General features: G+C 46.1%; 22 protein-coding genes. 6 read left to right on the top strand and 16 right to left on the bottom strand.

Annotation, left to right across the window (positions count from 1 at the left end; translation table 11 throughout):
- A partial coding sequence (locus BUA40_RS14690; RefSeq protein WP_218588197.1) for a hypothetical protein occupies window positions 1-290 on the top strand: 290 nt, incomplete at its 5' end.
- A gap of 31 nt (window positions 291-321) precedes the next feature.
- Here BUA40_RS14690 and BUA40_RS14265 read toward each other — a convergent pair.
- The 15 genes from BUA40_RS14265 to BUA40_RS12165 form a co-directional block, all read right to left on the bottom strand.
- Window positions 322-2958, bottom strand: a complete 2637-nt coding sequence (locus BUA40_RS14265; RefSeq protein WP_083585395.1) for a BCCT family transporter — start codon at window positions 2956-2958, stop codon at window positions 322-324.
- Between the two features lie 39 nt (window positions 2959-2997).
- Entirely contained in the window at window positions 2998-4491 is a 1494-nt protein-coding gene (locus BUA40_RS12230) for a lipopolysaccharide biosynthesis protein (protein ID WP_072801140.1), read from the bottom strand.
- A gap of 7 nt (window positions 4492-4498) precedes the next feature.
- On the bottom strand, window positions 4499-5425 hold the full coding sequence (locus BUA40_RS12225; RefSeq protein WP_072801139.1) for a polysaccharide deacetylase family protein: 927 nt from the start codon (window positions 5423-5425) through the stop codon (window positions 4499-4501).
- An 11-nt stretch (window positions 5426-5436) separates the two neighbouring features.
- The gene (locus BUA40_RS12220) at window positions 5437-6558 is read right to left on the bottom strand and encodes an ATP-grasp domain-containing protein (protein WP_072801138.1); all 1122 of its coding nucleotides are present in this window, start codon (window positions 6556-6558) and stop codon (window positions 5437-5439) included.
- Window positions 6551-7120: a serine O-acetyltransferase gene (locus BUA40_RS12215; RefSeq protein WP_072801137.1), complete on the bottom strand. Its 570-nt coding sequence runs from the start codon at window positions 7118-7120 to the stop codon at window positions 6551-6553. Before BUA40_RS12215 ends, BUA40_RS12220 begins: the two co-directional genes overlap by 8 nt.
- The gene (locus BUA40_RS12210) at window positions 7107-8228 is read right to left on the bottom strand and encodes a glycosyltransferase (RefSeq protein ID WP_178299635.1); all 1122 of its coding nucleotides are present in this window, start codon (window positions 8226-8228) and stop codon (window positions 7107-7109) included. Before BUA40_RS12210 ends, BUA40_RS12215 begins: the two co-directional genes overlap by 14 nt.
- A gap of 41 nt (window positions 8229-8269) precedes the next feature.
- On the bottom strand, window positions 8270-9604 hold the full coding sequence (locus tag BUA40_RS12205; RefSeq protein ID WP_072801135.1) for an O-antigen ligase family protein: 1335 nt from the start codon (window positions 9602-9604) through the stop codon (window positions 8270-8272).
- A gap of 18 nt (window positions 9605-9622) precedes the next feature.
- Entirely contained in the window at window positions 9623-10798 is a 1176-nt protein-coding gene (locus BUA40_RS12200) for a glycosyltransferase (protein ID WP_083585394.1), read from the bottom strand.
- Window positions 10799-10811: 13 nt separating this feature from the next.
- Window positions 10812-11873 (bottom strand): glycosyltransferase family 4 protein, encoded by a 1062-nt coding sequence (locus BUA40_RS12195; RefSeq protein ID WP_072801133.1) that lies wholly within the window; start codon window positions 11871-11873, stop codon window positions 10812-10814.
- Between the two features lie 36 nt (window positions 11874-11909).
- Window positions 11910-13238, bottom strand: a complete 1329-nt coding sequence (locus BUA40_RS12190; RefSeq protein ID WP_072801132.1) for a UDP-glucose dehydrogenase family protein — start codon at window positions 13236-13238, stop codon at window positions 11910-11912.
- Complete coding sequence (locus BUA40_RS12185) at window positions 13235-13984, bottom strand: WecB/TagA/CpsF family glycosyltransferase (RefSeq protein ID WP_072801131.1); 750 nt, start codon at window positions 13982-13984, stop codon at window positions 13235-13237. Before BUA40_RS12185 ends, BUA40_RS12190 begins: the two co-directional genes overlap by 4 nt.
- A 276-nt stretch (window positions 13985-14260) precedes the next feature.
- A complete protein-coding gene (gltA, locus tag BUA40_RS12180; protein ID WP_072801130.1) occupies window positions 14261-15760 on the bottom strand; it encodes an NADPH-dependent glutamate synthase in 1500 nt (499 codons plus the stop codon).
- Window positions 15760-16647: a sulfide/dihydroorotate dehydrogenase-like FAD/NAD-binding protein gene (locus BUA40_RS12175; RefSeq protein WP_072801142.1), complete on the bottom strand. Its 888-nt coding sequence runs from the start codon at window positions 16645-16647 to the stop codon at window positions 15760-15762. The genes gltA and BUA40_RS12175 overlap by 1 nt, the downstream gene beginning before the upstream one ends.
- Before the next feature lie 159 nt (window positions 16648-16806).
- Window positions 16807-18240, bottom strand: coding sequence for a hypothetical protein (locus BUA40_RS12170; protein ID WP_072801129.1), 1434 nt, complete (start codon window positions 18238-18240; stop codon window positions 16807-16809).
- Window positions 18241-18365: 125 nt separating this feature from the next.
- Window positions 18366-19481 (bottom strand): Rossmann-fold NAD(P)-binding domain-containing protein, encoded by a 1116-nt coding sequence (locus BUA40_RS12165; protein WP_072801128.1) that lies wholly within the window; start codon window positions 19479-19481, stop codon window positions 18366-18368.
- Between the two features lie 111 nt (window positions 19482-19592).
- On the opposite strand from BUA40_RS12165, the gene trxA reads away from it, so the two are divergent.
- From trxA to BUA40_RS12140, 5 genes are all read left to right on the top strand, one after another.
- A complete protein-coding gene (trxA, locus tag BUA40_RS12160; RefSeq protein ID WP_072801127.1) occupies window positions 19593-19904 on the top strand; it encodes a thioredoxin in 312 nt (103 codons plus the stop codon).
- Between the two features lie 89 nt (window positions 19905-19993).
- Entirely contained in the window at window positions 19994-20665 is a 672-nt protein-coding gene (locus tag BUA40_RS12155) for a Crp/Fnr family transcriptional regulator (RefSeq protein ID WP_072801141.1), read from the top strand.
- Window positions 20666-20729: 64 nt separating this feature from the next.
- Window positions 20730-22184, top strand: a complete 1455-nt coding sequence (gene cysS, locus BUA40_RS12150) for a cysteine--tRNA ligase (protein ID WP_072801126.1) — start codon at window positions 20730-20732, stop codon at window positions 22182-22184.
- Between the two features lie 114 nt (window positions 22185-22298).
- Window positions 22299-22955 (top strand): MBL fold metallo-hydrolase, encoded by a 657-nt coding sequence (locus tag BUA40_RS12145; RefSeq protein ID WP_072801125.1) that lies wholly within the window; start codon window positions 22299-22301, stop codon window positions 22953-22955.
- The gene (locus BUA40_RS12140; protein WP_072801124.1) at window positions 22955-24091 is read left to right on the top strand and encodes an acyltransferase family protein; all 1137 of its coding nucleotides are present in this window, start codon (window positions 22955-22957) and stop codon (window positions 24089-24091) included. Before BUA40_RS12145 ends, BUA40_RS12140 begins: the two co-directional genes overlap by 1 nt.
- Window positions 24092-24155: 64 nt before the next feature.
- Here BUA40_RS12140 and BUA40_RS12135 read toward each other — a convergent pair whose 3' ends face one another.
- Window positions 24156-26822, bottom strand: a complete 2667-nt coding sequence (locus tag BUA40_RS12135; protein WP_072801123.1) for an FISUMP domain-containing protein — start codon at window positions 26820-26822, stop codon at window positions 24156-24158.
- Window positions 26823-26852: the final 30 nt, after the last annotated feature.

Here is a 26852-nt window from a genome sequence, read left to right as displayed (position 1 = left end):
GTCATATTTTAGAAAACCTTGCAATATTTTCACAGGGTAGAAATCAGTTTTTCCCAATAGTTATGCGGGCTGGGCGGGATTTTAAGGGACGACTATCTAAATGTTCATATGGAGAATTTTCTCGTTCCATCCATTCGCTGATATTGATTCCTTTTCTAATCGAAAACTCAGACGCCGGAGCAGAAGCTACGTTTGACGAATTTGCAAATGTAGTCGCAATCAATAATATCAGAACAAACGGAAACACCAGTATCCATGTAGATGTTTTTCTCATCATATTTTTTATTTGACTGAAATTGATATCTCGTTCGTATTTCAAAATTAGGAGTTTCTTCTTGAAGGGAGCTTCTTTGCCAAAATATTTTTCACAATAGCCCAGAAGGGGCCATTATCTTCTCTATTCCAATAAGTCAAATAATCACTGTTTCTAATATCCTTCATAAACTGAAGCTTGGAAATTTTTTTTGTCTTAACATTCGCCCTATACTCATTAATTTCAACAAGACAATTAAAAGGCAACTTAGTAATGTTTACACTTTCACGATTGATGCGCCCATTCAAGGTCGCATCTATCCAAGAATGAACTAGATTATAGCCCGCTGCTGTGGAAGCATGACTCCACGTTGAATTGCGGAAGTTAATCTCCAAAAAATACAATTGGTCATTTTCATCTACAAGAAATTCCACCGAAAAAATGCCCGTAAATTTGGCTTTCTGAAGCATCAAGCTAATTTTTTCCGTAAGATCTTTGTTGTCAAATTGTGTAAAATAGTAGTAATAGCCATAGCTTTTATCAAATAATCTGTGGTAGAAGGAATTTATGGGAATAAAGACATCTTTACCTTCATTGCAAGCCACAGCGTCAATACACAATTCATTTTTCTTGATAATATATTCCTGAAGCAAAACATCTTCATCTTCTATATCTTTATAGGCGCCAAGCAGTTCCTCCGCATTGTGGCAAATATGCATGGTATTTTTCCAGCTTGTAGATAAGGAATTAACAGCCTTAGTAATTATGGGATATCGAAGATTTTTGGGCAACTCTCCCCTTTTTACAACTTCACGTCGAGCAACATTCACCCCACAGTCTTCTGCCAATTGGTTCAGAACTTCTTTCTGCATAAAATGATTCAAGCGTCCTTGTTCACCACAATTGTAGAAATAGAAGTCATCCTTCAATTCATCATAATGTTCATTCAGCAATGCCGTAGTATCATCACTGCCCGTCAGAATGAAACATTTTTCTTTTCTACGACCGTATTCGCTTTTTATCAAGGCCAAACCTTCCTCATTACTTTTCACATAATGGATTTTTTGAGGATACTTGCTAGCAGGGATCGCAACAGGGTTTTCACCAACCAAAACAACAACCGGAGACACGCCGATTTCCCCCAAAGAACGTACTATTCCCAGAGGATTATAATGATCCGAGCCAAAAACGATACACAAATTAGAGAACGGCATCTTTGCAGACTTGCTTCGATCTTCCCGAACCAAAACATAGATAAAATACACACTACCAAGCAATATAATAACAAGAACGGCTAGTCCAAGAACAACTGATGCAGACTGAATTAGAGACAATCCGCCACAATAATACAGAAGCATGGCGCATCCACATTGGACACATCCCCAAACAATCTTATTAAGCGCACGAACTTCCTTATCCTTTGACAATAGCGTCGCCACAACATAAGAACTGGAATCAGAAGAAGTGACAAAAATACAGCATATGGTAAGCATCACCGCGACGGACAAAACAACAGATCCGGACTCTCCCGCCAACTGTTTGAGAAGATAAAATAATGAATGGGGAAGATTTTGTTGCATTAGAGCAAAAAGTTCATCTTTGACAACTAAACCTACATTGCCAAAAACACCATACCAAATAGCGGTTAGCACTGTAGGCAAAAGAACAATGGCAATCATTGTTTCACGGATTGTGCGTCCCTTGGAAATTTTTGCAAGGAAAACGGCAACAAATGCAGCCCAAGCCGCAAACCAAAGTTGATAGAAAACCGCCCAACTGGCAGCCCATTCATCAGAAAATTCTTCCCAAAACTTATTGTAACTAACAAAATTTTGAGCAAAATTTTTCACACCCCTCAAAGTGTACCCTGTAAAGGAGGATTTCAAATCAAATGAATGATAACCAAGAACAACAACAACAATTAGCATAACAACAATTAAGACACTTGTAACATTTGAAAGCCACTTCACGCCCCTCTTTAAGCCCGAATTAACAGACCATACAGCAACCAAACCAATTACAGCCATCAACAGATAAGGACTGATATCGTAATCAAAAACATATTCCACGCCACCTTTCAACTGAGCAACACCCAGGCCCAAGGAAGTTGTCAAACCAGCAACAATGCCTAAAGCCATGACTATATCAACGATTTTCTTTAACCAACGGTTTGTTCTGCCTGGGAACGCAGCACTAAGTTTCAGTTCGCGACCTTTATTGTAATGGAAATACGCAATGATAACACCAAGTACTCCATACATACTCCAAGCATTCAAAGTCCAATCAAACAAAGTAAGAGAATACGCGACTTCTTCCGCACTTCCAGCCACATTCCCAAAATACGGATTACTATTCATGTGGAATAGAGGTTCCTCACAATAGAATACGATCCCTATTCCCAAGCCGGCCATTATAAGACAGGATACCCAAGATACATTGCTGTACTCCGGTTTAGCGTATTGGCCACCAATTTTGACACTCCCGTACTTTGAAAAAACAAAGAATAAAATCACTAAAAGGCAGAATACAGTAGAAAAGCCTACAAACTCTCTTGTCGCCACACAAATATCGTGAAACATTTGTCCAAAAAATGACTTGTCTATATTCAACAGCGGCAACGGAAGAATTATCGCCATCAATAGGCAAAATGCGATAATTGAACTGCTTTCTTTTTTCATTTTTTTCACAACACGTTGAATATTCATTTTTTCCCCTTTTTATAAATACTTATCCACATCAACAAGTCACCTTGCTATATTCAAATATGCCAAAAGTTTGTCGACGAACCATACCCGAGGCATTTTCCGGCTCATTTTGCCGAGAATAAAGACAACCCCGCTCATTTTAAAGACTGTACTACCAACGACATAAACCAGCACGCCTATTCCAAGCTGGACAATAAACAGCATCATTTTATCCGCCACCAAAAACGACAAGCCAAATATTGCACTACCCATAATTGCAGACAACACTAAACTGGGCAAGACATCACGAACCTGCTCCGTGTATGTATATCCAACAAACTTTTTTATATAAAACATAAATAGAATTACACTAACTAATTCAGATAAGACACTTCCTACGGCCACCATCGGCACGCTATTAAACACAAACAGAGCAATACAAAGTAAAATCAAGGCGATCACATTAATTACAACCATAATCTTTAAAGTAATGTCACTTCGCCCTAACGCCATAATAGCTTGATGGCATGTCGTCGTGAAAGGTCTTACCAAAAACATCAAGGTCAACATACGCATATAGAATACGCAAGGGATCCATTTTTCCGTAAGAATCACTTCAACGAATGTATCTGCAACAGCAATCAACCCAATAAGAAGTGGCGCTAACAGGAACGTCGACAAGTTAATCCCCTTCCTGCACAACTGTTTTACATACGCCAAATCATCCTGCCGATTAGAAAAGGCAGGAAACAGCACTCTTCCTATGGAAGCATTGATATTCGTTACAATTAAATTCGGAAATTTCTGCCCTTGATCATAGAAAGCTAAATCACCTGGGCCAAACTTTTTTCCAACAACAAGGCTTCTAAAGTCGTTCACCAAGGTAAAGCAAATCGTTGTCAACAGGACCTTCCAGCCAAAGTTAATCAGAAGTTTGGAGCGAGTCCATGAAAACTGAAGCCGCGGAGACCAATCACAAATTCGAGCAAGAGCAATCGTCACCGCAAAAATGGAAACCAAATACTGCCCCACCAAGGCCCATACGCCAAAGCCACAATAAGCCAAAATCACGCCAACAACAGCCGACAACAACGTAGCCACCGCTGTAGCAAAAAAAGATTTTTTGAAGGTCATCGACTTTTGGATTTTGGCTTGCTGAATCGTATTGAAACTAGATACAATCAGTCGCAATCCTAGAACACGCAATACAGGAACAATTACGGGACGTTCATAAAAATCAGCTATAAAAGGGGCACCAAAGAAAATCACGCCATACAGCAACAACGACATTACACAGCTGCATATGAACATTGAATTAAAATCCAAGTCATCTGCATCTTTCTTTTGCACTAGAGCTTGACCAAATCCACCCGTCACAAAAATGTCGCAAAAAAGAATGAACACCATGACTATGGAAATGACACCGTAGTCATCAGGAGACAAAAGACGAGCTAGAATAATGGTCACAAGAATGGATACAAACTGCGTACTGAGTTTTTCTCCATAAGTCCAAAAAAGACTCTTAACAATGCTTTTGTTCGCTACTTCAGCCATACATCATTTATTTTAGCAATTTTTGGTATTCTGCCAAAGTAATACCTTTATACCCAAGCCCCTTCGCATAATCAAAAAGGCGCTCTATACAACCAAACAATTTTTCAATACATCTTTCGTTTGGAAACGAAGGGCTTCCACCAGGCATCATCTCTGAAGAATGAAGCATAAACATAACATATTCATTATCACGGGACGCATCCAAAACTTTTTTCATCTTCAAGAAAGAGCAAGATGCATCCGGGCGGATCCACTCATTTCGGCCTTTCAAAGCCCATTTGATCTCTTTGGCAAAGCCCTTTACGGAATGGATTCTGTCTATGCAGAAATCATGTAAATACTTTATAGTCACAGGAACTTCCCATAGACCATCATATATTAAGTAAGGCTTTGACGGACAACAAGAATAGTCAGACCCAGGAACGCCAGACTCTCCCAAACACGCTTCCCAATTGACAAGCGGTGTTACGGAGCAGTCCACTTTATAACCATATTTCTTTAAAAGTTTAAAATAAACGTCATTAGTCGTCCAGCGGCCACTCCGATGAGAAACCATCTTTATCTGAAAAGTATCCTCCAAAAGATTCGTCAAATAGCCGATCTTTTGATCCATTACTTCTTCAGGATACTCAATCAGATAGGAACGCTGATTCGTCTTCTTCTCCAAATGGTGTTCCGGAGGGTTATGCCAAGCATGCAAATGCATTCCTATTTCGCAGGTTCTTGCCTTTAGGCGATCTTGCATATACTCAACGAAAAACGAATCACACGCCATTTCATAATTTGTCAGCCATACGGGAAAGAATGCGTACTTTTCGCTTAGTTCCTGAAAGCGCGGTAGAAATTTCGCATTCTCCGTTGAAGGACTCTTAGAAAGATTCCATTGGTTATCACCTTCCGTGTCAATGGTAATGACAAAATACTTTTCGCTCATATTTTCTATTCCTAGTGAAGGAAGAGTTGATGTAAGAAAGGCTTTAAATCCTTCAAATCATAAACCGCATGCGCTTTGGTTTTAAACCAATCTCGAATAAAAGTAATCAAAGAAAGATCGCCATGCATCACATTGCGAATATCCTGCAAATCCGGCATAAAAAAAGTTTCTCTCTTTATCGTCTCAGGTTCATTAGGTGGTAATTTACCTTCGCAACAATAATACACCCATAAATAAGGCAAATTTACTCCTGCCTGGGTCACAACATACGCATTACCATCATTACGGAAATTAACTTCCATGAAGTAATCTCCTTTTTCTTCTCGCAGAAATTCTGCGGAAAAAAGGCCCGAATAACCGACTCTCCGCATAAAATCCTTAATTTTTCTCAAATCATAATTAAGTTTTTCGCAGCTGCTGTATTTCAAAAAACCTGTATTGGTATTAGGCGGTTGACGCAAAATATGCGTAAATCCAGGGATAATCACGATTCGCCCTTCATCCAAAGAGCAGCCGATCAACTGAAATTCCATTTTCTTTTTTATATACTGCTGTATCTGGATTTTGATAGAGTGTGTTTTTTCTAACGCGGCATTCAGTTCCTCTGAATTTTCGACAATACGTATATCATCTTTCCCACCGAAAGCCATAAGGCTATCCAAAGGCTTTACAATACTGGGAAATGAATTCCAGTTTTTCAAAAGTTCTTTTGCTTCGGATAATTCAAGCACCTGACTTTGCGGCATTTCTATACCACATTCTTTCGCAACGGCAGCCTGAAAGCCTTTATCAAAGATATTGCCTTTTTGATACACCTTTGCATAAGGCATAATAAAGGCTTTCTTTAGCATTTCGCGGCTATTCATGATAATAGCGGCAAATCCGTCTCCACAGCAGACGATAACGGGTTTAACAAGTTCTGAAGAAAAACGGTTCAACAAAACTTGAGGAGCGTCTTCATCTTTTTCCAGAAAGATTGTTTCTGTAACGTATTTACTATGTGCGACAAAAGAGTTTTTTACAGACGTCAAGAAAAAAACATCTAATTTCTTTCTTCCCAAGGCTCTGATTACGCCCAGAGGATTATGATGATTTCCACCAAAAACAATAACCTTTCTGCTAAAATCATTCATTGAATAATCCCTCCGCTAAAAAATCATGAGATCCATGATCACTGATTTTTTTGGCGGGAACACCTGCAAGAGTTATGTGGTTTTCAGCAAAAGATTTTGTTACAACGGCATTTGCCCCTATAGCAACATCATCGCCCAGTTCTACGGCACCGATAATCTTTGCACCCGTAGCAATAAAGCAGTTGTCACCGATGTGAGCGGCTTGCCCCGAACGTCCCGTAGCGCCAATGGTAACGCCTTCGTGTATTCTACAATTACAGCCCACTTTTGTAGTTTCATTCACCACTATGGTTCCATAATGAGCAATGGACAAACCGGGTCCAAACGCATTCACCGGTATCGAGAACCCACCGCACTTTCTGCCTAAGGCATATAAGCGTTTCTTGTACAGAGAACCTATTTTTTTCAAAGGGCCCGGCATGCAGTTACAATAATACTCCGCCTTTCTGAGCAAAATTTCAAATTTCCAAATATCATCTTTAAAAAAGGATTTTTTCCTTTTTAAGGCAATGCGGTCTCTTTCCAAAAAATATTTCAAATCTTTACGGCTATTGATTTGCATTCGCCCTCTCCATGTATTCATTCCACTTCTTCAAATACACATTCTTCAGTTTTCTGCTAACAGCATGAACATCAAACTCTTCTATATCAGAAACTTTTTCCCCTTTATACGCCGTGTCCAGCAACGCTTCAGCCCAGGTCTCAGCGCTATCTTGCGCATCCATCTTTCTGACGGCATTCGACACAATAACTTCAGAAGGAACTCCGTTGGAAATCACGCAGCGTGTTCCGCAGATTTGAGCTTCCAGAGTAACCAAGGAGAAAGATTCAGAAATAGACGTGACTGCAAGTACATCTGCGGCACAATACAGAGGGACGACATTCGACAACGACCCTAAAAACTGCACCCTGTCAGCAATCCCATAAGATTCAATCTTACGGACCAGTTTTGCCTTTTCACGAGGAACGCAACTACCAGCAAAAACCAGCAAGCCCCGAGGATTCTTTTTCAACAACAAAGCAAATGCATCTATGAGCAAAGAGAAATTCTTGATCGGATTGATTCTTCCCACGGCAAGGACAACAAAATCCTCAGAAGACAAACCATGTTTTCTGCGTGCAGATTCTTTACTTACAATCTCCCTTCTTAGCGCTTCAACATCGACACCATTAGGGATTAATTCATAGTCAAAATTTCCATAATGGCCTTGCGCCAAAGAAACTTGTTCCTTTGTTACACATAAGGGAACGAAGCCTTCTTTACTAAAAGCTCTCTTTATATAGCGCAATTCTCTGCCCCTATAGCGCCTAGGATCACTATGCAATGTATCAAATCGAACCGGCACATTCAAATCTACTACAGCATCCAACGTGATTGAAAGCAGCGCAGAGATATGCACATGCACAATATCGGGACGATTATCCTCAATAGCCTTTCGCCAATTCTTTTTAGAAACAGGAATTTGAAAATATCTTTTCAAATAAGGAATTTTGACGCATGTCTTTGGGAAGTTTAAATACTGTACATTGTAGTGATTTTCCTCAATTTCTTGATCGTATTTAGATTTCGTCTTGCCAGTGTAAACACACAATTTCAAGTCGATATCAGGATCATTTTGGAAATCACGCAGGTAGTTCAAGACAATCTGCTGAGCACCTCCAGCACCCATTGACCATATCAAATGTAGAACCCGAAGTTTTCTCATATTCCCTACCCGATTTTTGCGTTTTTTCTCTCAGTATTTTTTTCTTCTTTCTTTTGCAAAAAAAACACACAGGCAAAACTAAACACCAGGAAGAACGAAAAAGAACCACCTTGTACACCGGTTAGCAAAACCGCAATTAAATAGGACAAGAAAAACATTGCCAGCGAAAATCCCTGAGAAGTACACTGAATCTTTAACGTATCAAACAACCGTTTAAAAAAGACAAAAAACGCTATGCAACCAAAAATCCCCGAGTCGAACACTTTCTGGAAAATCACAGATTCAAAACCTCGCATTTCCAAGGTCAAAGATTCTCTCAAATTTGATTCAGACGCTAGGAATCCTGAACCGTAACCAAACAGAAAATCCTTGCCTTTCAATATGTTCATCATATTTTCAAATTGAGAAAGTCTCATGGTAGAAGAACTGCCTGTTGCCGCTCTGCCCGAGGTATCTACAATCAAGGATCGGGCAATATTCAATAAAGATTCACCCTTATTGGAATAACCAAGAATTGCCACCACGGCAACCAATAAAGCCATCAAACAAATAACTTTTTTAGACAAATCCGCCCGCCGATAATACAAATAAAGCAGGGGGCACAAGCTTAACAAGGCCGCTCTCGATCCCGAAAGAACGATATTTGTCAATCCAAGGAACAAAAGAATATAATAGAGATTTTTCTTAAGATGGTCCTTGATAAGATATACAAAACTGACTATAACACACCAATATTGCGCCCAAGACAGAGGGTGTGGCAAGGTTCCACTTGAGCGCCCCTTCAACCCCATTCTAGCGTCATTGAGAAAATCCGCATAAATATTTTTCTCACCAACAAAAGCCCTAGACAGGGAATCTATATACACATTCTTTTGCATCAGGTAAACTAGTATTCCATAAAAGCCGCAAATGATGCAAACAATCACCATATAATTGACGAATCGGCCCGCAGACTGTTTTTCGATAAAAACCAAATAGGCAAAATAACAAATCAACATCTCTTGGAACAAGTTTTGTTTGATGATGTAATACAACTGCGAACCCAACGGCATTCTAGTAGCAAAGAGCGCCAACACGATTAACACGCCACTATAGAGCAAGAAACATTTAAGAAAAGGATATCTCTTTACAGAAGATAATTTCACCCTATGCACTACCAGAGACATAATCATGACGACAGTCCATAGGTCAAAAACATCAACACTTACTGGGCCAAGCACGAACCGTACATAAACCGGAGTAAACAGCTTTGCCAATACTACAACAAAAAAGCCTCTCTTAAAATCCAAGAGAATCATGCAGCACACAGCAACAATAAATAAATCTGTCAACAAAATCATTTTACAGCCATCATTCCGCTATCGGATCCACATTCCTAAAATCGATTTTTTTGTAAAGAAACCTATTCTTTCTTCCGAAGCCTGCTTGTAATGTTCAAGGCACTCTCTGTCTTCCAAAAGCAGCGAAATACCCTTTTTCATTTCTACTTCGGCTTGAGTCAAAGGTTTACCCGCATCATATTTTTCGCCATCACAGACTGGAGTCAACACGCCATAACTGCAGTGCTCCAAACAATCAGTTTTTTTCGCATAGTGGGTTTCGGGAGCAACAATTTCACGTATCCCTACGCCATCTGTCGTCACAACGGGAAGTCCAACCGCATAAGCCTCCAAAATAGCATTCGGGCAACCTTCAAAGAAGGAACTGAACGCAAAAATTTTCGCTTTATTCAAATATGCATAGGGATTTTTCTTGAATCCCAAAATACGAACGGAATCGGTCAATGAATAGTCATCTATAAGTTTCTGCAAATAATCATTCAATTCGCCTTGTCCAAGAATTGCCAATTTCGCATTCGGATGCTCTTTTACGACAGCGGAGAACGCACGAATCAAATGCCAATGTCCTTTCTGACCTGTCAATCGACCCGTGGTAATAACAACATCTCCTGTTCCAAAAAACTTTTTTTCTTCATCCGTAAGGCAATCTTCTTGTGCGGCATTTAGAATACGCTTTTGATCGCAAATATTATAGACAATTTCAATTTTTGATTCATCAGCACCAAATACTTTAATCAAATCGTCTTTAACCATTTTAGACGTGGCTACAATTCGATTAGCTTTTTTAAACAGCCATTTATCTCGCAGCCTCTTGATTTTGCCTTTTACCACTGCAGATCTCAAATTTCTCACAGATATCGTTGACTTGGATTTTTTCGAGCCGGTTAAAATATTGATTAAATCCGGTTCCGTCAAGAAACTAATGCATTCGTCAATTTCATATTCACGACGAATTTTTCTGACCTTAAAAAATAGCTTTACAAACCACATTAGCAAGGTCAGCCCGCGCCCTTTATTGACAACGGATTGTTTAAGCGTAATTATTTTAGCGTCGCTCTCGTAGGTCTTATTTTCATCATCTATTACGACTAAAATGCAATTACACTCTTTCGCCATATAACCAGCCAATGCGGCCGCAGCACGTTCAGCACCTCCGAAGGTTAAAGCCTTTGATAATATCATCACATTCTTCATACAGCCAATCCAACTATGCCGAAAATAGAGCGTAATAACGATCTTGCATTACTTCTATAGAATAATTTTTCATAACAAAATCGAAGTTCTTATCCAAAATCACCTGTTTTTCTTCATCGGACAATCCAAAAGCCCAAGTAATCCGTTGACTCAGGGATTCATCGTCATCAGGAGAAAAAAGAATCTTGTCATTCATGCAAACATCACGGTTCATCACGATGTCTGATGCCAAGCAGAAAGCCTTCATTGCATAGGACTCCAACAATACGTTTGGAGTTCCTTCTTCATACGATGGCAAAATGACGATTCCAGCTTCGCTATAATACTGCGCTATATTAGAAGCATAGCCTACAAATTCCACACACTCACGCAATCCATGTGAATCAATAAACGAATCCAATTGATTCTGGTAAGTGGAATCATTCTGTACGCCCGCAAATACAACCTTGGGCCTTTGCTCAGGAGCAAAGTGAAGCATGGACTTCAATACAACCATCTGATTCTTTATCGATGTCACTCTTGCAGGCACTAAGATGTAACCTAAAGATTTTGTATTGCCAGGCAAGCGGTCAACGGAGACCCCATTATTAATACATTCCACGTTCCTATGCAAAGTTTCGGAAAGAATCGCAGAAGCATTTCGGGAATTGGCAACAATTTTCGTACACAGGTTCAACAGGACGCGTTTTACCTTGCTGTTACACATTTTGGCACCCGCGTTTCTCTCATTGAACAGGACTTTCGATCCCCTAATTTTCACGAAAGGAACGCAAAACAAGCCGGTCAAATTCGTAAACATCACCCAGGAATAAGTTTTCCTGCTACAGTGACGCAAGAGCCAGCACCAAATTCTAGCCAAAGCAAGGATTTTTTTTAGAACTGTTTTATCTTCTTCGTTATTGATTTTTCCCTTCAAAAAGACAAAATCAATATTTTTATTTTCGTCAATAAAGGACTTGTAATCTTCAGCAACACCGTTCTCTATCAACAATGTGACAGGAAGTCCCTTCTTGGCAAGCCCCTGCGCTATTAATCGGACCTGCTTTTCGGAACCTCCAGCAAAAAGGAGCGGCATCAATATCAATACACTACTCAAGGCGGAGTAACCTTTTTAACAACGAAAACATCCTATTGCATCATAAACAAACCCATATTCACCGACTTCCTTGGCATCGTAAATATTACGGCCATCGATGATAAGGGCGTTCTTCATGGACTTTTTCATCACGCCGAAACTCGGCATACGGAACAGTTTCCATTCAGTGACGAGCAAAAGTGCATCGGCATCGAGCAACGCATCGTACATGTCGTTACAATAAGTGACGATGTCGCCTACACGGCGCTTACATTCATTCATGGCAACCGGATCATAGACGCGAACGGTCGCTCCTGCCTTTGTCAACAAGTCGATGAGTACCAACGCGGTTGCTTCGCGCATGTCATCGGTTTCAGGTTTGAAGGCGAGCCCCCACATGGCAATAGTCTTGCCCCTCAGGTTCTGTTCACCACCCATATGTTTACAGAGCTTTTTGAAGAGAACGGTCTTCTGGAATTCGTTCACTTCTTCTACGGCTTTGAGCACGCCCATCTTGTAGCCGTTCTTTTCGGCGGTCTTGATGAGAGCCTTCACATCCTTGGGGAAGCAGCTTCCACCGTATCCGCAACCGGGGTACAGGAACTTGCTACCGATTCGGGAATCGCTGCCAATACCGTGACGGACCATATTCACATCGGCCCCAACCAGTTCGCAGAGATTCGCGATATCGTTCATGAAGCTGATACGAGTTGCAAGCATGCTATTCGCTGCATACTTGATCATTTCTGCACTAGGAATGTCGGTAAAGATGACACGGAAGTTGTTGAGCATCATCGGGCGGTACAAGCGGGTCATGAGTTCCTTAGCCCGTTCACTTTCCACACCCACCACGACACGGTCGGGTTTCATGAAATCCGTAATGGCTGAGCCTTCCTTCAAGAATTCCGGGTTGCTTGCCACGTCAAACGGAATCTTGACACCGCGCTTATCCAGTTCTTCCTGAATAGCCGCCTTGACCTTCTTCGCCGTTCCCACAGGAACGGTAGATTTAGTGACTAGAACAGTATATTTCTTGATATTCTGGCCAAATGTACGAGCCACAGCCAACACATACTGCAAGTCTGCAGAACCATCTTCATCCGGAGGCGTACCTACAGCGCTAAAGACCATTTCTACACTATCGAGGACGCTGGCAAGATCTGTCGTGAAATGCAGGCGGCCCTCCCGCTGGTTTCTGAGAACCATTTCATCAAGGCCCGGTTCATAAATAGGAATCTCGCCCTTTTGGAGAGAATCAATCTTTGCTTGGTTCACATCAACACATGTGACGTCTACACCCATTTCTGCAAAGCAAGTTCCACTCACAAGACCAACATAACCAGTTCCTACGATCGCAATATTCACGAGGCATCTCCCCAATATTTAAACAACAATCCAGCGAATTTCCAGTCTTCAAGTACATAGCGTTTGAACATACGCTTGGGTTCTTGACACAATCTGTACAGCCATTCCAAGCCAACATTTGCCATCCAGCGTGGAGCACGTTTCACATTGCCCGCCGAAAAATCAAGCGTTGCCCCAAGACACAAGGACACCGGCACATTAAAACGGTTACGGAACTGATGCGCAAAAATTTCCTGTTTAGGACATCCAAGAGCCAAAATCAAAATATGAGGATTTGCATCCTTGATCATTTTTTCAATTCTATCAAGTTCTGCAGAATCATTCTCAAAACCCCAAGGCGGAGCATAGCATCCAACCACATCCAAACCAGGATACTGGATTTTTAGATTTTCTGCAGCTCTTGCTGCAACGCCCTCTTTGGCTCCCAAAAAGAACATGGAATAATGCTTTTCTGCTGCAAGCTTGCAAAGTTCCGGGAAAAGATCTGACCCGGAAATTTTTTCCTTAATAGGATTACGATACAACCTAGAAGCCCAAACTAGGGGTTTGCCGTCAGTCAATATCAAATCTGCTTCAGAATATGCATTTTTCAAATCTTCATTCTTTTCCAGCTTAACAATGTGATCGACATTCGGCGTAACTACATAAGCATTCTTGTTTTTTTGAATCAATTCATCTATAGCCAACAATGTTTCCGTCATTGTCAGGTTATCAATTTCGGTGTTCATAAACTTGATGCGGCACATATTGTCACCTCAAATCCCGCTCGTCCCCAGCCCTTCAACAGCTGAAGATTCTTCGCGTAACACAAAAAACTCGTGATTCAAAATCATTACTATACCACAAAACAATATCTATACATAGTAATTTACATATATATGCATTGAACGAACAAGTATATGTTTAGAAAAGTGTTGAAAATCTGTCAATTTATATTTTTTAACTTGGATGCGAGGTTTAATACCCATAAAAAACACCCCGGCTCGCAAAGAGTCGGGGTTGTTTTCAGCCGAAGTAATTGATTACTTCTTCAGGAATTCGTTGATGCCGGCAGCAGCACGACGACCTTCGCCCATGGCGAGGATCACAGTTGCAGCGCCGAGCACGATGTCGCCACCGGCGTAGACCTTTTCCATAAAGGTCTTGTTGGCAGCAGCATCTTCGAGAAGGATGTGACCCTTCTTGTCGACAGAGAGTTCCGGCGTGGTGTTGCTGATAAGCGGGTTGGAACCGTTACCGATAGCAACGAGCACGGTGTCGCATTCGATTTCGAAGCTTGCACCTTCGACCTTGACCGGACGCGGACGGCCCTTTTCATCGGGTTCGCCGAGTTCGTACTTGTCGACGAGCATGCCGCGCACGTGGCCGGCTTCGTCGCCAAGGATCTTGGCCGGGTTCTGCAGAACGCAGAATTCGACACCCTCTTCCTGAGCATGGAGAACTTCTTCCTTACGGGCCGGGAGTTCGTTCATGCTGCGGCGGTAAATGATACGGACCTTTTCGGCACCGAGACGGAGAGCCATACGGGCAGCGTCCATAGCGACGTTACCACCACCGAGAACGACCACGTTCTTACCGGGCCACATCGGAGTATCGGCATGTTCCTTGTCGTAGGCGCGCATGAGGTTAGCGCGGGTCAGGTATTCGTTAGCGGCGAACACACCGACCAGGTTTTCACCTTCGATGTTCATGAAGAGCGGGAGGCCTGCACCGGTACCGACAAACACGGCATCGAAGCCATCCTTTTCAATGAGGTCCTTGAGCTTACGGGTACGGCCGATGACAAAATTTGTCTCAAACTTCACGCCCATGGCAGCAAGGGATTCAATTTCATTGTCCACGATCTTCTTCGGAAGACGGAATTCAGGAATACCATAGCGGACCACACCACCGAGCTTGTGGAAAGCTTCGAAGATGGTCACGTCGTGGCCTTCGCGGCGAACGTCAGCAGCGACAACCAGGCCGGCAGGACCGGAACCGATCACAGCCACCTTCTTGCCGGTAGCGGGCTTCACGGCCGGCACAGAGGCGCCACCGTTGTTGCGTTCATAGTCGGCAGCAAAGCGTTCCAGACGGCCAATAGCCACAGCCTGGTTCACGTCCTTGTGCATCTTGCCCATGGTGCAGTTCATCTGGCACTGGCGTTCCTGCGGGCAAACGCGGCCGCAGATAGCCGGGAGCAAGCTGGTTTCCTTAATCTTGGCGATAGCGGCCTTGAAGTCACCTTCAGCAATCTTGGCGATGAAGGCCGGGATGTCGATGTGCACCGGGCAGCTTTCCACGCAAGGCTGGTTCTTACAAGCGAGGCAGCGGTTAGCTTCAACAATGGCCTGGGCTTCGGTATAACCCTGGGCCACTTCTTCCATCACGCGAGCGCGGTAGCTCGGTTCGAGCTGCGGCATCGGCTGAGCCGGAATGGCATTCTTGTCCTTCGGCTTGAGCGGCTTCGGGAGGGCGTTAATCTTTTCAAGTTCCACCTTGGCGGCGGCGTCCAACTGTTCACGAGTCAAATGTTCAGACATTACTTGCTCTCCTTGGCCTTTGCGTCAGCCATCTTGTCAATGTTGCACTTGTGGCCATCGTTTGCACCGAAGCGGTGCAGAGATTCCTGTTCCTGGGGCTTGAAAGCGCCCATACGCTGGAGCATGTTGTTCCAGTCGACTTCGTGACCGTCGAATTCCGGGCCATCGACGCAGACGAACTTCGTCTTGCCACCGATAGTCACGCGGCAGCCACCGCACATGCCGGTTCCGTCCACCATGATGCTGTTGAGGCTCACCACGGTCTTCACGCCGTAGGGCTTGGTGGTGAGGGCGCAGAACTTCATCATGATCGGAGGACCGATAGCGATCACCATGTCAGGCTTGCCCTTGGTGTCTTCGCAGAGTTCCTTAAGCGGTTCGGTCACGAGACCCTTGCGGCCATAAGAACCGTCGTCGGTCATGAAGATGATGTTGTCGGCGAGAGCGGTCATTTCGTCCTTCATGAGGAACAGGCTTTCGTTACGGGCACCCATGATGATGGTGACCTTGTTGCCTGCAGCCTTGAGGGCCTGAACGATCGGGTGCATCGGGGCGATACCCACGCCACCGCACACGCAAACCACGTGGCCAAAATTCTCGATGTGGGTCGGAGAGCCGAGCGGGCCCACGAGCACGGGAATATCGTCACCGACTTCGAACTTGGAAAGTTCGGTGGTGGTCTTGCCAACCGTCTGGAAAATCAGGGTGATAGAGCCTTCAGTCGTGTCGGCATCGGCGATGGTGAGAGGCACGCGTTCGCCGTTATCCTTGTTCGTCTGGAGGATGATAAACTGGCCGGCCTTACGCTCTTGAGCGATCAGCGGGGCCTCGACGCGGAACATGTAGACCGCGGAAGACATTTGTTTTTTAAAGAGAATTTTTGCCATAGTGGGCTGAAAAATAGAAAAAAGCCCCGCCATACGGCAGGGCCCCTTCTGTAAAATAATGCTCCAATCAGGCAAGCTGATGCCGAAACAAGTTCGGCATGACTAGGCGAGCGACCGGCATGACTTGATACCGGATCGAGTTCGGCATGACAGCATCGGCTAGAAGTAGATGAAGGCGCCGAAGTTTACGAACACACCTTCACCGTTGAAGATGGACTTGGTGTCGGTGAAGAAGGAATCGCCAAAGGCAAATTCGCAGGCAGCCCAATCCTTATACTGGTAGCGGAAGCCCAGGGAGGCGTCCACCTTGTCAGCGACGCTCTTCTTGACTTCAACTTCGTCATAAGGGGTCTTGCTGTCAATATAGCGGAAGGCTTCCCAGGTGTAGCTCGCTTCGCCAAAGAGCATCACGGATTCGGTCAGGAGGACTTCGCCCAAAATGTTGGGAGAGAGGCTCAAGCCTGCCGTGAAGAGCGAAGCTTCCTTGAGTTCGCCAGAAACGGAGTCGCGCATGTCGGCCTTATCATAAATGGTGACCGGCACAGCAACGTTAACACCCATATAGAGGTTGGCGTAGCTGGTACGAAGCACCGGAGAGCCATAATTGAACACCGGGACAATCGTCACGTTCGACGTCAGGGAATCGCCAATCAGGGTTCCGTCGACTTCCATTTCGTCTTCGTGACGGCTAAAGGCCACGCCAGTAGCCCAGAAATGCTTCTGGGCAGAGGGGCCGTTGGTCAAAATCAAGGATGCATCCAGGTCACGGTAGCGCTGTTCCGTTTCAGGGCCCCTCTTGGGATCAATATTCGTTTCCTTGGCGTATGTAGTCCAGTCGCCGGCCAAGGTCAACGAATAGCCGCCGAGCGTTTTGGACAACGTAAGCCCCCAGTCATCGCCTTCCACTGTTTCCTTGATGTCGGCACCCTTGGTTTCAGTCTTGATTTGTCCTAAGCCTACGCGAGCTTCGATAGCAAAGCCTGGTGTGGCGTAACCGGCCGTAGCACGACCGAGTTCACCGGAAATATCCATTGCACCAAAGAAGCCGCCCAGCGAGAATGCACCCATTTCGCCAGAGGGTTCAATGTAGAAGAACTTGTTGAAGGCCATCTTGGTCAAACTTTTGTTCAGCAGCGTATTCACGTTGTCGCCAGCGGCTTCGTTTTCGACACGGTTATAGGCATTGCCGTGAAGTACGGTAAAAGGCGTCTTGGGCGGCCCCTTGCGGACGACACCTTCCGGTGCAGCTTCAGGAGCGGCAGCCACTTCGACAGGAGCCGCGGTAGCGGCGGGAGTGGCGGGCGCTTCGGCTGCTGCGGCAGGTTCTGCGGGCTTCGGCTGTTCAGCAGGCTGCGCTTCTTCGGCGGCAGGCTGAGCAACGGGTGCCGCAGTTTCAGCGGAGGCGGCCTCCGGAGCAGGTTGCTGAACTTCAGCGGCAGGCTGCGCTTCGGCAGGGGCTGCGGTTTGAGCCGCTACGGCGGCGGGCTGAGCCGCAGGCGCTGCTGTTTCAGCGGGAGCGGCGGCAGGCTGTTCTTGCGCCATAGCAAAAGCTACAGACACGAGAGCCATTGCAAAAGTTTTCTTCATATTCATACAACCTCGTTTGTTTATATTCTTTTGCAATTATACTTTAAAAAAGTCAAAAAAGCAAGAATTTATTTACAAAGGCTGCACTTTTTACATAGAATGCAGGCTTATCGCCCGCTTCGGCACAGCGCCTAGCGCATCATGTCGCAGATTTCAGGGCCAATAACCCCGTCCTGAATGGTCGTCATCAACAAACGTTGCTCAATTTCACTAGGCGGATTCTGCACGCCCTTGAAAGGACTAGCCGCTTCGGCACATTCTTGCAGCAGGCGTTCGCCCAAGGCCGCATGCAAAGCAAGGCTAGTATCGATGTACTTGAGGTGAGTGGGTTCGTCCAGCACGAAATTCAAGGGAGACTTTCCGTTCAGCACTCTTGTATGGGGAACAAGTTCGCCAAATTCGTCTTCGACACCCATGTTGGCCACGACAGCCTTGGTATTGGCTAGAATTGCAGAAACAGCAGACTGGGTCAGCGCATTCTTGCGGCCTGTTGCGGTCACCACAAAATCGGCGTGGGCAATCACATCCGCCACTATTTCGTCGTCCAAGTAATCTTCAATACGGACGTCGTTGTTCAGCAGCACGCTGCTGAAATTCGAGTTGGAATCATCGTTACGGGTATTGGTGATGGTGCAGACGTTCATGCCGCGACGCACGCCATGCAGGGCAATGCCGCAACCCACCTTGCCGCTACCAAATACCACAAGCGATTTTCCTTCGAATTTGGTATAGCCCAACGATTCCAATCCGCGAAAGTAACCGTCGCCCGTACCGAGCACGGTTTCGATGCGCTTGACTATTCCGCTATCGGCAACATATACCGGATGCTCCGAATTCGTATAAAACTGCACACCGCTACGGGTGAGTTCTACAAAACCCTTTTTCGGGTGGCAAAAAGCAAACTGTCCGGCGCAATCCAAAATCAAGTCGAAATCATCGGCAACTTTACCGCTCTTGATATCTTCATCGGTAACGACGGGAACATCTTTTTCTTTCAGGAATTCGACGATTTTCTTGTCGCAAGGCATGGCCGCCCCCGACGTTCCAACGGAATAGCCCACATAAAGGCTCGCACCGCCGGCCATTAGTGCACGGTATTCTACCAATGTGTTCCTGAAAATCGGAGTCGCCACCAAAACCTTACAGCCCCAAAACGGGCGCGTCTGCAGCCACTCATCTGAAAGCAGAGCCAGCGCCGGATACTCTCTCGGTTCGTAAGATTCCTTGATGATTTCGGAAAAAATCATGGCGCCGAATTTAGAAAATTTTTCGGGTAATGTGACCTAGTCACAGATAAGCGGACGCACATTAGGTAAAATATAGGTGTAAACAAGAATAAAAACAAAGAGAGGTAAAAAATGACCGAATTGAATATTACCAAGAGCAACTTTGAAACAGAAGTCATGAACTCCGACAAGCCCGTTCTGATTGACTTTTGGGCACCCTGGTGCGGGCCCTGTCGCATGCTCTCGCCCACCATCTCCGAAATCGCCGAAGAACACGGCGACAAGGTGAAGGTCTGCAAGGTGAATGTCGACGAACAGGGCGAACTGGCGTCTTTCTTTGGAGTCATGAGCATTCCCACGCTCGTGGTCATCAAGGAAGGTAAAATCGTCAACTCCGTAGTCGGGGTACGTCCAAAAGACCAGATTGTCAACATGTTCAGCTAAACGCATTATTGGCTAAACGCTTGATCGATTAAACTGTCCTCCTTAAGGCGATGCACCTTTTTGTATATTGCAAGGAAGGTGCATCTTTTATGAGCTTAGGTCCATTCAGTCACTTCCTTCCGAATCTGCCCTTTTGGCAGAATCTTTCGCCCGAAGAAAAGGCGATGGTTTCGGACCGTTGCGTTACAAAGCGCTTCGGCAAGAACCAGATGATTCACAACAGCAAAACCTCTTGCCTCGGAATCATCTTTATTCTGAGTGGAGGGATTCGCGTAGGACTCATCTCTGACGAAGGACGCGAAATCACCCTGTACCGTGCCCACGCCAACGAGTTTTGCGTATCGACCGCTTCTTGCGTGATTCACCAGCTGACTTTCGAGACCCAGGTCACCGCCGAAGAAGACACGACCGCATTGGTGATTCCGGCTGCCCTGTGCGCCAAGCTGATGGATACGAACATCCATGTGCGGGCATTCATCTTCGAAAAAGAGACGGAGCGTTATTCGCAGACCATTTGGGCGATTCAGCTCATGCTGTTCAAACGGTTCGACCAGCGTCTGGCCTCTTACCTGATTTCGGCTTTTGAAAGCACCGGCAAGGACGAAGTCAAGAAAACGCAGGAAGAAATCGCCCGCGACGTGAATTCTGCCCGCGAAGTGGTGGCCCGCATGCTCCAAGAATTCGCCGCCAAGGGCCTTGTCGAAATCAAGAGGGGCAGAATCCTGCTCCGCGACATCAACGGACTGAAGAAAATCCTGTAAAATAATTCTATATTTGGCCGCGAACGACGCAAGTTGCGCCGCATTAACTAACCGGAGGCTTAAAATGGCACTTCAATTCTACAACACTGCATCGCGTAAGAAAGAGATTTTCACACTTCCTGAAGGCGTTCCCGCCGTGCGCATGTACTGTTGCGGCCCGACGGTGTACCATTTCGCCCACATTGGCAACCTCCGCACCTACATTTTCGAAGACTTTCTGGTGCGTACGCTGAACTACTACGGCTACAAGGTGAACCACATCGTGAACATCACCGACGTGGGCCACTTGACCAGCGACGCTGACTCTGGCGACGACAAAATGGAAAAGGGCGCCGCCCGCGAAGGCAAGTCTGTGTGGGATATCGCAAAATTCTACACCGACGCTTTCATGGCCGACTGGCACCGTCTCAACATCCAAGAACCGACCCGCTGGACTCCTGCCACGCAGCACATCCAGGAACAGATTGACCTGGTGAAGACCTTGGAAGAAAAAGGTTACACCTACCGCACCAGCGACGGCATCTACTTCGATAGCCTTAAGTTCCCGCGCTATGCCGACTTTGCCCGCCTCGACGTGGAAAACCTGCGCAAGGGTAGCCGCATCGACATGGGCGAAAAGAAGAACGCCACCGACTTCGCTCTGTGGAAGTTCAGCCCGAAGGACAAGAAGCGCGCCATGGAATGGGACAGCCCGTGGGGCGTCGGTTTCCCCGGCTGGCACATTGAATGCTCCGCCATGGCCATGAAGTACAATGGTCCGACCCTCGACATTCACTGCGGCGGCACCGACCACATCCGCGTGCACCACACGAACGAAATCGCCCAGAGCGAATGCGCCAACGGCGTGCAGTTTGCCCGCTTCTGGATGCACGGCGAATTCCTCCGTACTGTTAGCGAAGAAAAGCTAGAAGACGGAACCACCGAACAGAAGTTCGGCAAGATGAGTAAGTCCAGCGGCGAATTCCTGACGGTCTCGCTCCTCATGGACCGCGGTTTCAATCCGCTCGACTACCGCTTCTTCGCCATCGGCAGTCACTACCGCAACTATCTGAACTTCACGTGGGAAGCTTTGGAAGGCGCTAAGGAAGGCCTGAAGAGTTTGCACAAGAAGACAGACCCGCTGATCGGTAAGGCTACAGCTATCACTAGCGAAGCAGCCAAGGCATTCCAGAATGAATTCAAGGACGCCATCGGCGATGACCTGAACATGCCGCGCGCCCTCGGTATCATGAACACGATGCTCAAGAGCGATATCGATGACGGTGAAAAGGCCTCCCTCGTTGCCGACTTCGACAAGATTTTCGGTTTGAAGCTCGACCAGCCTCGTGAAGAATATGCCAAGAAGGGCGCCAACGACGGAGTGGATGTCGCAAAGATTGAAGCACTGATTGCCGCCCGTAAGGAAGCCCGTGCCAACAAGAACTGGGCCGAAAGTGACCGCATCCGCGACGAACTTGCCGCCATGAACGTGGTCATCAAGGACAGCAAGGAAGGCACGACCTGGGAAATCAAGGGATAGTAGACAGTAGGCAGTAGACAGTGGTCAGGGCAGCACCCTAAAGCCGCTGCGGCCTCCACAAACATTATCATGCCCGCCATCGTGCGGGCATTTCCTTTTTTATATTAAAGAGAAATGAATCTAAAGGCTTTTACATTCAACTCGTTCGGCGTGAACGGTTTCGTTTTAAGCAACGACGCCGGCGATGCCATTCTGATTGACCCGAGCGCAGGAAGCGAGCAAGAGGAACAAGCCCTCGCCCGCTACATTGAGCAGAACAAGCTTACGGTAAAGCACCTGCTAAACACACACCTGCACTTGGACCATGTGCTTGGCAATGCATTCATCGCCAAGACTTATGGTGTGCAGCCCGAGGCGCACGAAGAAGACGCATTCCTCTTGGATTTGCAAGAAGAACAGAGCCAAATGTACGGACTCCCGATGCGTGAGCCTTCGCCCGGACTCGGCAACTACCTTGCCGAGGGCGATGCCGTCGAGGTGCCTGGCATCCGCTTGCAAGTGATTCACGTGGCCGGGCACTCTCCCGGCGGCATCGCGTTTTACTGCGAAAACCCGGGCGAAGTCAACGGCCAAGCGAATGTGCCGCCGTTGCTGTTTCCCGGTGACATTCTATTCGCAGGCAGCCGCGGACGCAGCGATTTATTCGGCGATGACGATCATGCGCTCGTCAGTGGAATCAAGAGCAAACTGCTCACACTCCCGCAAAAAACCGTCGTATTTCCCGGACACGGGCCGATGACGACGATTGCGGATGAGAGGCGCTGGTATTGATGGGTCGAATTGGGTGGATTGACGAGTTCAAGGGATTCGTGTTGTTGCTCGTATGCCTGTACCATGTGGAGCAATCGTTTTCGTATGCGCAGATGGGAACGCTGCATTTGAGCGCGCTACGTATGTCAGCATTCTTCTTTATTTCGGGGATGCTTTTCAGTACGCGCCGTTTTCCTGATTTCAAGAGTTATTTCATCCATAAGAGCAAAGTCCTGTTGTTCCCCTACATCATGCTTTCGATGTTGTTCTTGGCGCTAGACCCGGTCGTGTACAATTTCGACTTGTTTCCGAAAGCGCCGCGCATGACGGTAATGAACATTCGGCCCGAAATTGCGAGCGTATGGGATTACCTCTATTGGAATTTGGCGAAGATTTTTGTGGCAGGGAAATCTTCCATTGGGTCGGGGCCGCTGTGGTTCGTTTTCACGCTGTATTCAGTGAGCCTGATGTTCTATGGGATTCATCGTGCGGCGAAGAAACCTCTAATCGCACTTGCCGCAATCGTAAGCCTTGCAGGAGGTTGGCTCCTATACAAGAATCATATTCGGTTGCCGCTGGGAATTGAGCGGGATTTGACGGTGCTATTCTTCTTCGCTTGTGGCTGGCTGTGCCGCGAGCCGATAAAGAAAATATCAAGCATTCTGCATAACAATAATCAAGATGCAGTCCTTCGGAGCAACTCTGGCATCTTATTGACAGCAGCCATTGCAATCATCGCCTTTGTCCTCTACGCCATCGTCGAGAATCCGGATCCGTACTTTAGCATCATGAACAACAATCTCGGCAAAAGCCTCGTCGGATTCATCGCGAGTTCCTTCTTCGGAATCGCAGGACTTGTTGCCGCGTTCATTCTCGCCGACAAATTGCCGAACAAGGCTCCCATTCGAATTATCAAGGGAATCCTCCGCAACATTTCACGCAATGCGCTCGTGATTCTTGCGGTTCATTGGTACATCCTGCTTGTAATGCGGCTTTTATACCGCGCCGAAATCAACCAGCCCGGAATCGCTTACCTTTCCACGCTGATTGTGACCGCAGGCGTTATCATCGCCATTCCCCTTTTCCGGTGCAAACTCTACAAGCTACTCGGAAAAGAGAAAGTGAGCCTCCGCGAGAGCTTAAGCATCAGAAATTAAGTGTTAGATCCTTCGACGGAGTTTACCCTGAGCTTGTTGAAGGACTCAGGATGACAGAAGCTTACTAATCTACAATACAGCGGATTTTATAGGCGTCTTCTTTCAACGCGCTAAATTCATAATCAATAGCCATCGTGCTATCTACATGAACTGCATTTGCGGTGCCATCTGTTTTTCCCAGATCAGACGTCAAATAGTAAGCCGTCATGTAGTCATTTTCACCTGCTCTTACCTCATTGCCCGGCGGATAATAATCCATATCCATAAAACCATTTTTATACAGAGCAAGGCCATAGAGGTCCCAGCCGATCAGACTTGTTCGATTGTCCCATTTATTGAACAAAGTACGAATTCCTCCTTTAGGCGAAAGTTCCTTGGCATATTCAAACAGCGTTTTCCATTCCGCCTTAGACGGGATGTGCGTTCCTGCAGGGCAAATATCCTTCGAGCCACCTAAAGCATCTTTCCATACATAGAACAAGTTATAATTCCAGCCCTCAAATTCCCTATATTGCTCCGGAGACAACGTGGCCAGCCTTCCATCATCTTCATAAGCCGTTGTAATCCAATAGGCCAAATCCCTATTCAGCCATTTTTGCGACCCCAGCTTTACAACGCCATAGACTTCACCATCGCGGGCATCAACAATACGTTCCCTCATAATGGGCTGCCACCAATATCCGGAATGGTTCAATCTAACACACAACGTGGTTTTCTTTCCGTCGTAGGCATATTCTTCAATCATGTCGGAGCCACAGACATTCTGTATACACACGCTCGTATCCACGCCATTAAACTCGCGATCGCCCACGCGGTCCTTGTCACAGTATCTCAGATAATCACCCAACGAATAATCTTGCCAAGTTTTCCTGTATTTCGCCGACGCATCGACTCTACAGACATAGACATCATTCCCCAATCTCACCTTTTTTTCCAGAATCGCAGTTCTACAATATTCTCCTATAGCAGAGTCAAGCGCCGTCAAGGCATACCAGGCGCCGCTGCTATTTAAGGCGGTCGTGTCGCAAACGAATTCCTTGCCATTGAACACCTTTTTTTCGCCAGCAGTCGAATAGCACGACTTCAGAACATCGCTTTGCGCTGCATCTTTCCAAGATCCGGAATAACACTTATAGAAGATTCCTTCTTTTTCTACGATGTACGTAGTATCCTTGCGGCAAAAGCCAAGCAGCAATTCCAGTTCCGAGGCTTTCGCCCAATCCTTGCCGCGGTCCGAATAGCAGTAATAGACCGTATCGCGGTACACGCCTTTTGCGCCCTTATTCTTCGTGGTGCAAAAGCCGAGCTCCTTAGAAATAAGGCTATGCGTTTTCCAAGTTTTTTCGGAGCATTCATAAAGGTACGATTCATAAGTAATGGTATCGCCCTCATTGGCATCGGAACATGTACCCAGCACCTGGTTTTTAGACGCGCGATACCATTCCCAGTTATCGCACAAATAGTAAGCACCGCTCTTGTTTTTCAGAATGGAATCCTGCAATTTTTCGGTACATGGACCAAGTTCATCTTCGGTATCACTCGTCAGGCGCCAAGAGCCCTTGGCAGAGCAAATGTAGCGCTTGCCATCAACAGTCACCACCAAGCCGTATTTCGAAACGTTACATTCCCCGTAAAAGTCCGAAACCGTAGCGTACCGCCACACAAAATCGCGGCAGACATAATTTGTGCTATCGAGTTCAATCATATCGCCGTTGCGATCCGGGTTGCAATAGCCGATTTTAGACGCAGGGTAACTCAACTTAGCCATTCCCGTATCGGTACAGGCGTAGCGAGTTCCGTTGACGACATATTCTTCATACAAATTCTCGTCGACACATTCAATATCGGTATCTTCGATAGTCGTCAGCTGCCAATAGCCACCCTTGCAAATATAGACCAAGTCCTTAATCAGGTATTTTTCACCCGTTTCGCTACTGAGGCAAGTTCCGCGGTTCGATTCGTTTTTCCATTCCCCGTAACGGCAATAGTAGCTGGAATCTTTTGTAGCAACGAATATCGTAGAGCTGTTGTAGGTATCGCTACCGCAATCAGGCAAGTCCGACATTTTTTCAACAATGCTCCGGTACTTGATGCAACGCAGAGAATAGAATCCATTGTCGGCCGCCTTTGTCGCCGTAACATGTCCGAAGCGGTCAACCATCACGGCGCTGTCACCAGCAGCAAAGTACTGCGCCGAATCACTAATCCCCGTACATTCCAGAGAATCCCTCTTGAAGCAAATTCCCGAATAGAGAACCGATTTGGAATCCACTTCCATGATGTATTTCCAGTCCGAAACCGACGGGAAAGAGAAACCTGAAGGGCACAAGTCTTCTGCATTCTTTTTCATGTAGAGTCTGCCGTAAAGATCGCATCTGGAATCATCGTAAGCGTAGCAGGTGCTCTTGACCGAGGCGTCTTTTTCGTTCATGTTTCCAAGCCACGTGTAAACGCCTATCGAACGGGTGCTATAGACAGTCCACGTCGAGCGATCGACAACCTCGCCCTCGAAAGGTTCATCCTTCTTAAGGTCATGCGCATCGGAATCAACGACCGTCGTCGCGCTCGTAATCGAAGCCGAACTTGAAGAACGCTGATGAGAGATCGAAGAACTTAAATTTTCTTCCTCTTCAGGGGCAGGCTTCGAAGAATTTCCCGAATCGCCACCGCACGCCGTCAAGCAAAGGCTCGACAGTGTCAAAATGAATAGTCCCTTGATTGCAGAGTTCACGATATTCTCCCTAAGCAAAACTGTTACTTA

It is taken from the genome of Fibrobacter sp. UWT2, assembly GCF_900142545.1.
Lineage (GTDB): Bacteria > Fibrobacterota > Fibrobacteria > Fibrobacterales > Fibrobacteraceae > Fibrobacter.
This window is presented reverse-complemented; position numbering and strand designations above follow the sequence as displayed.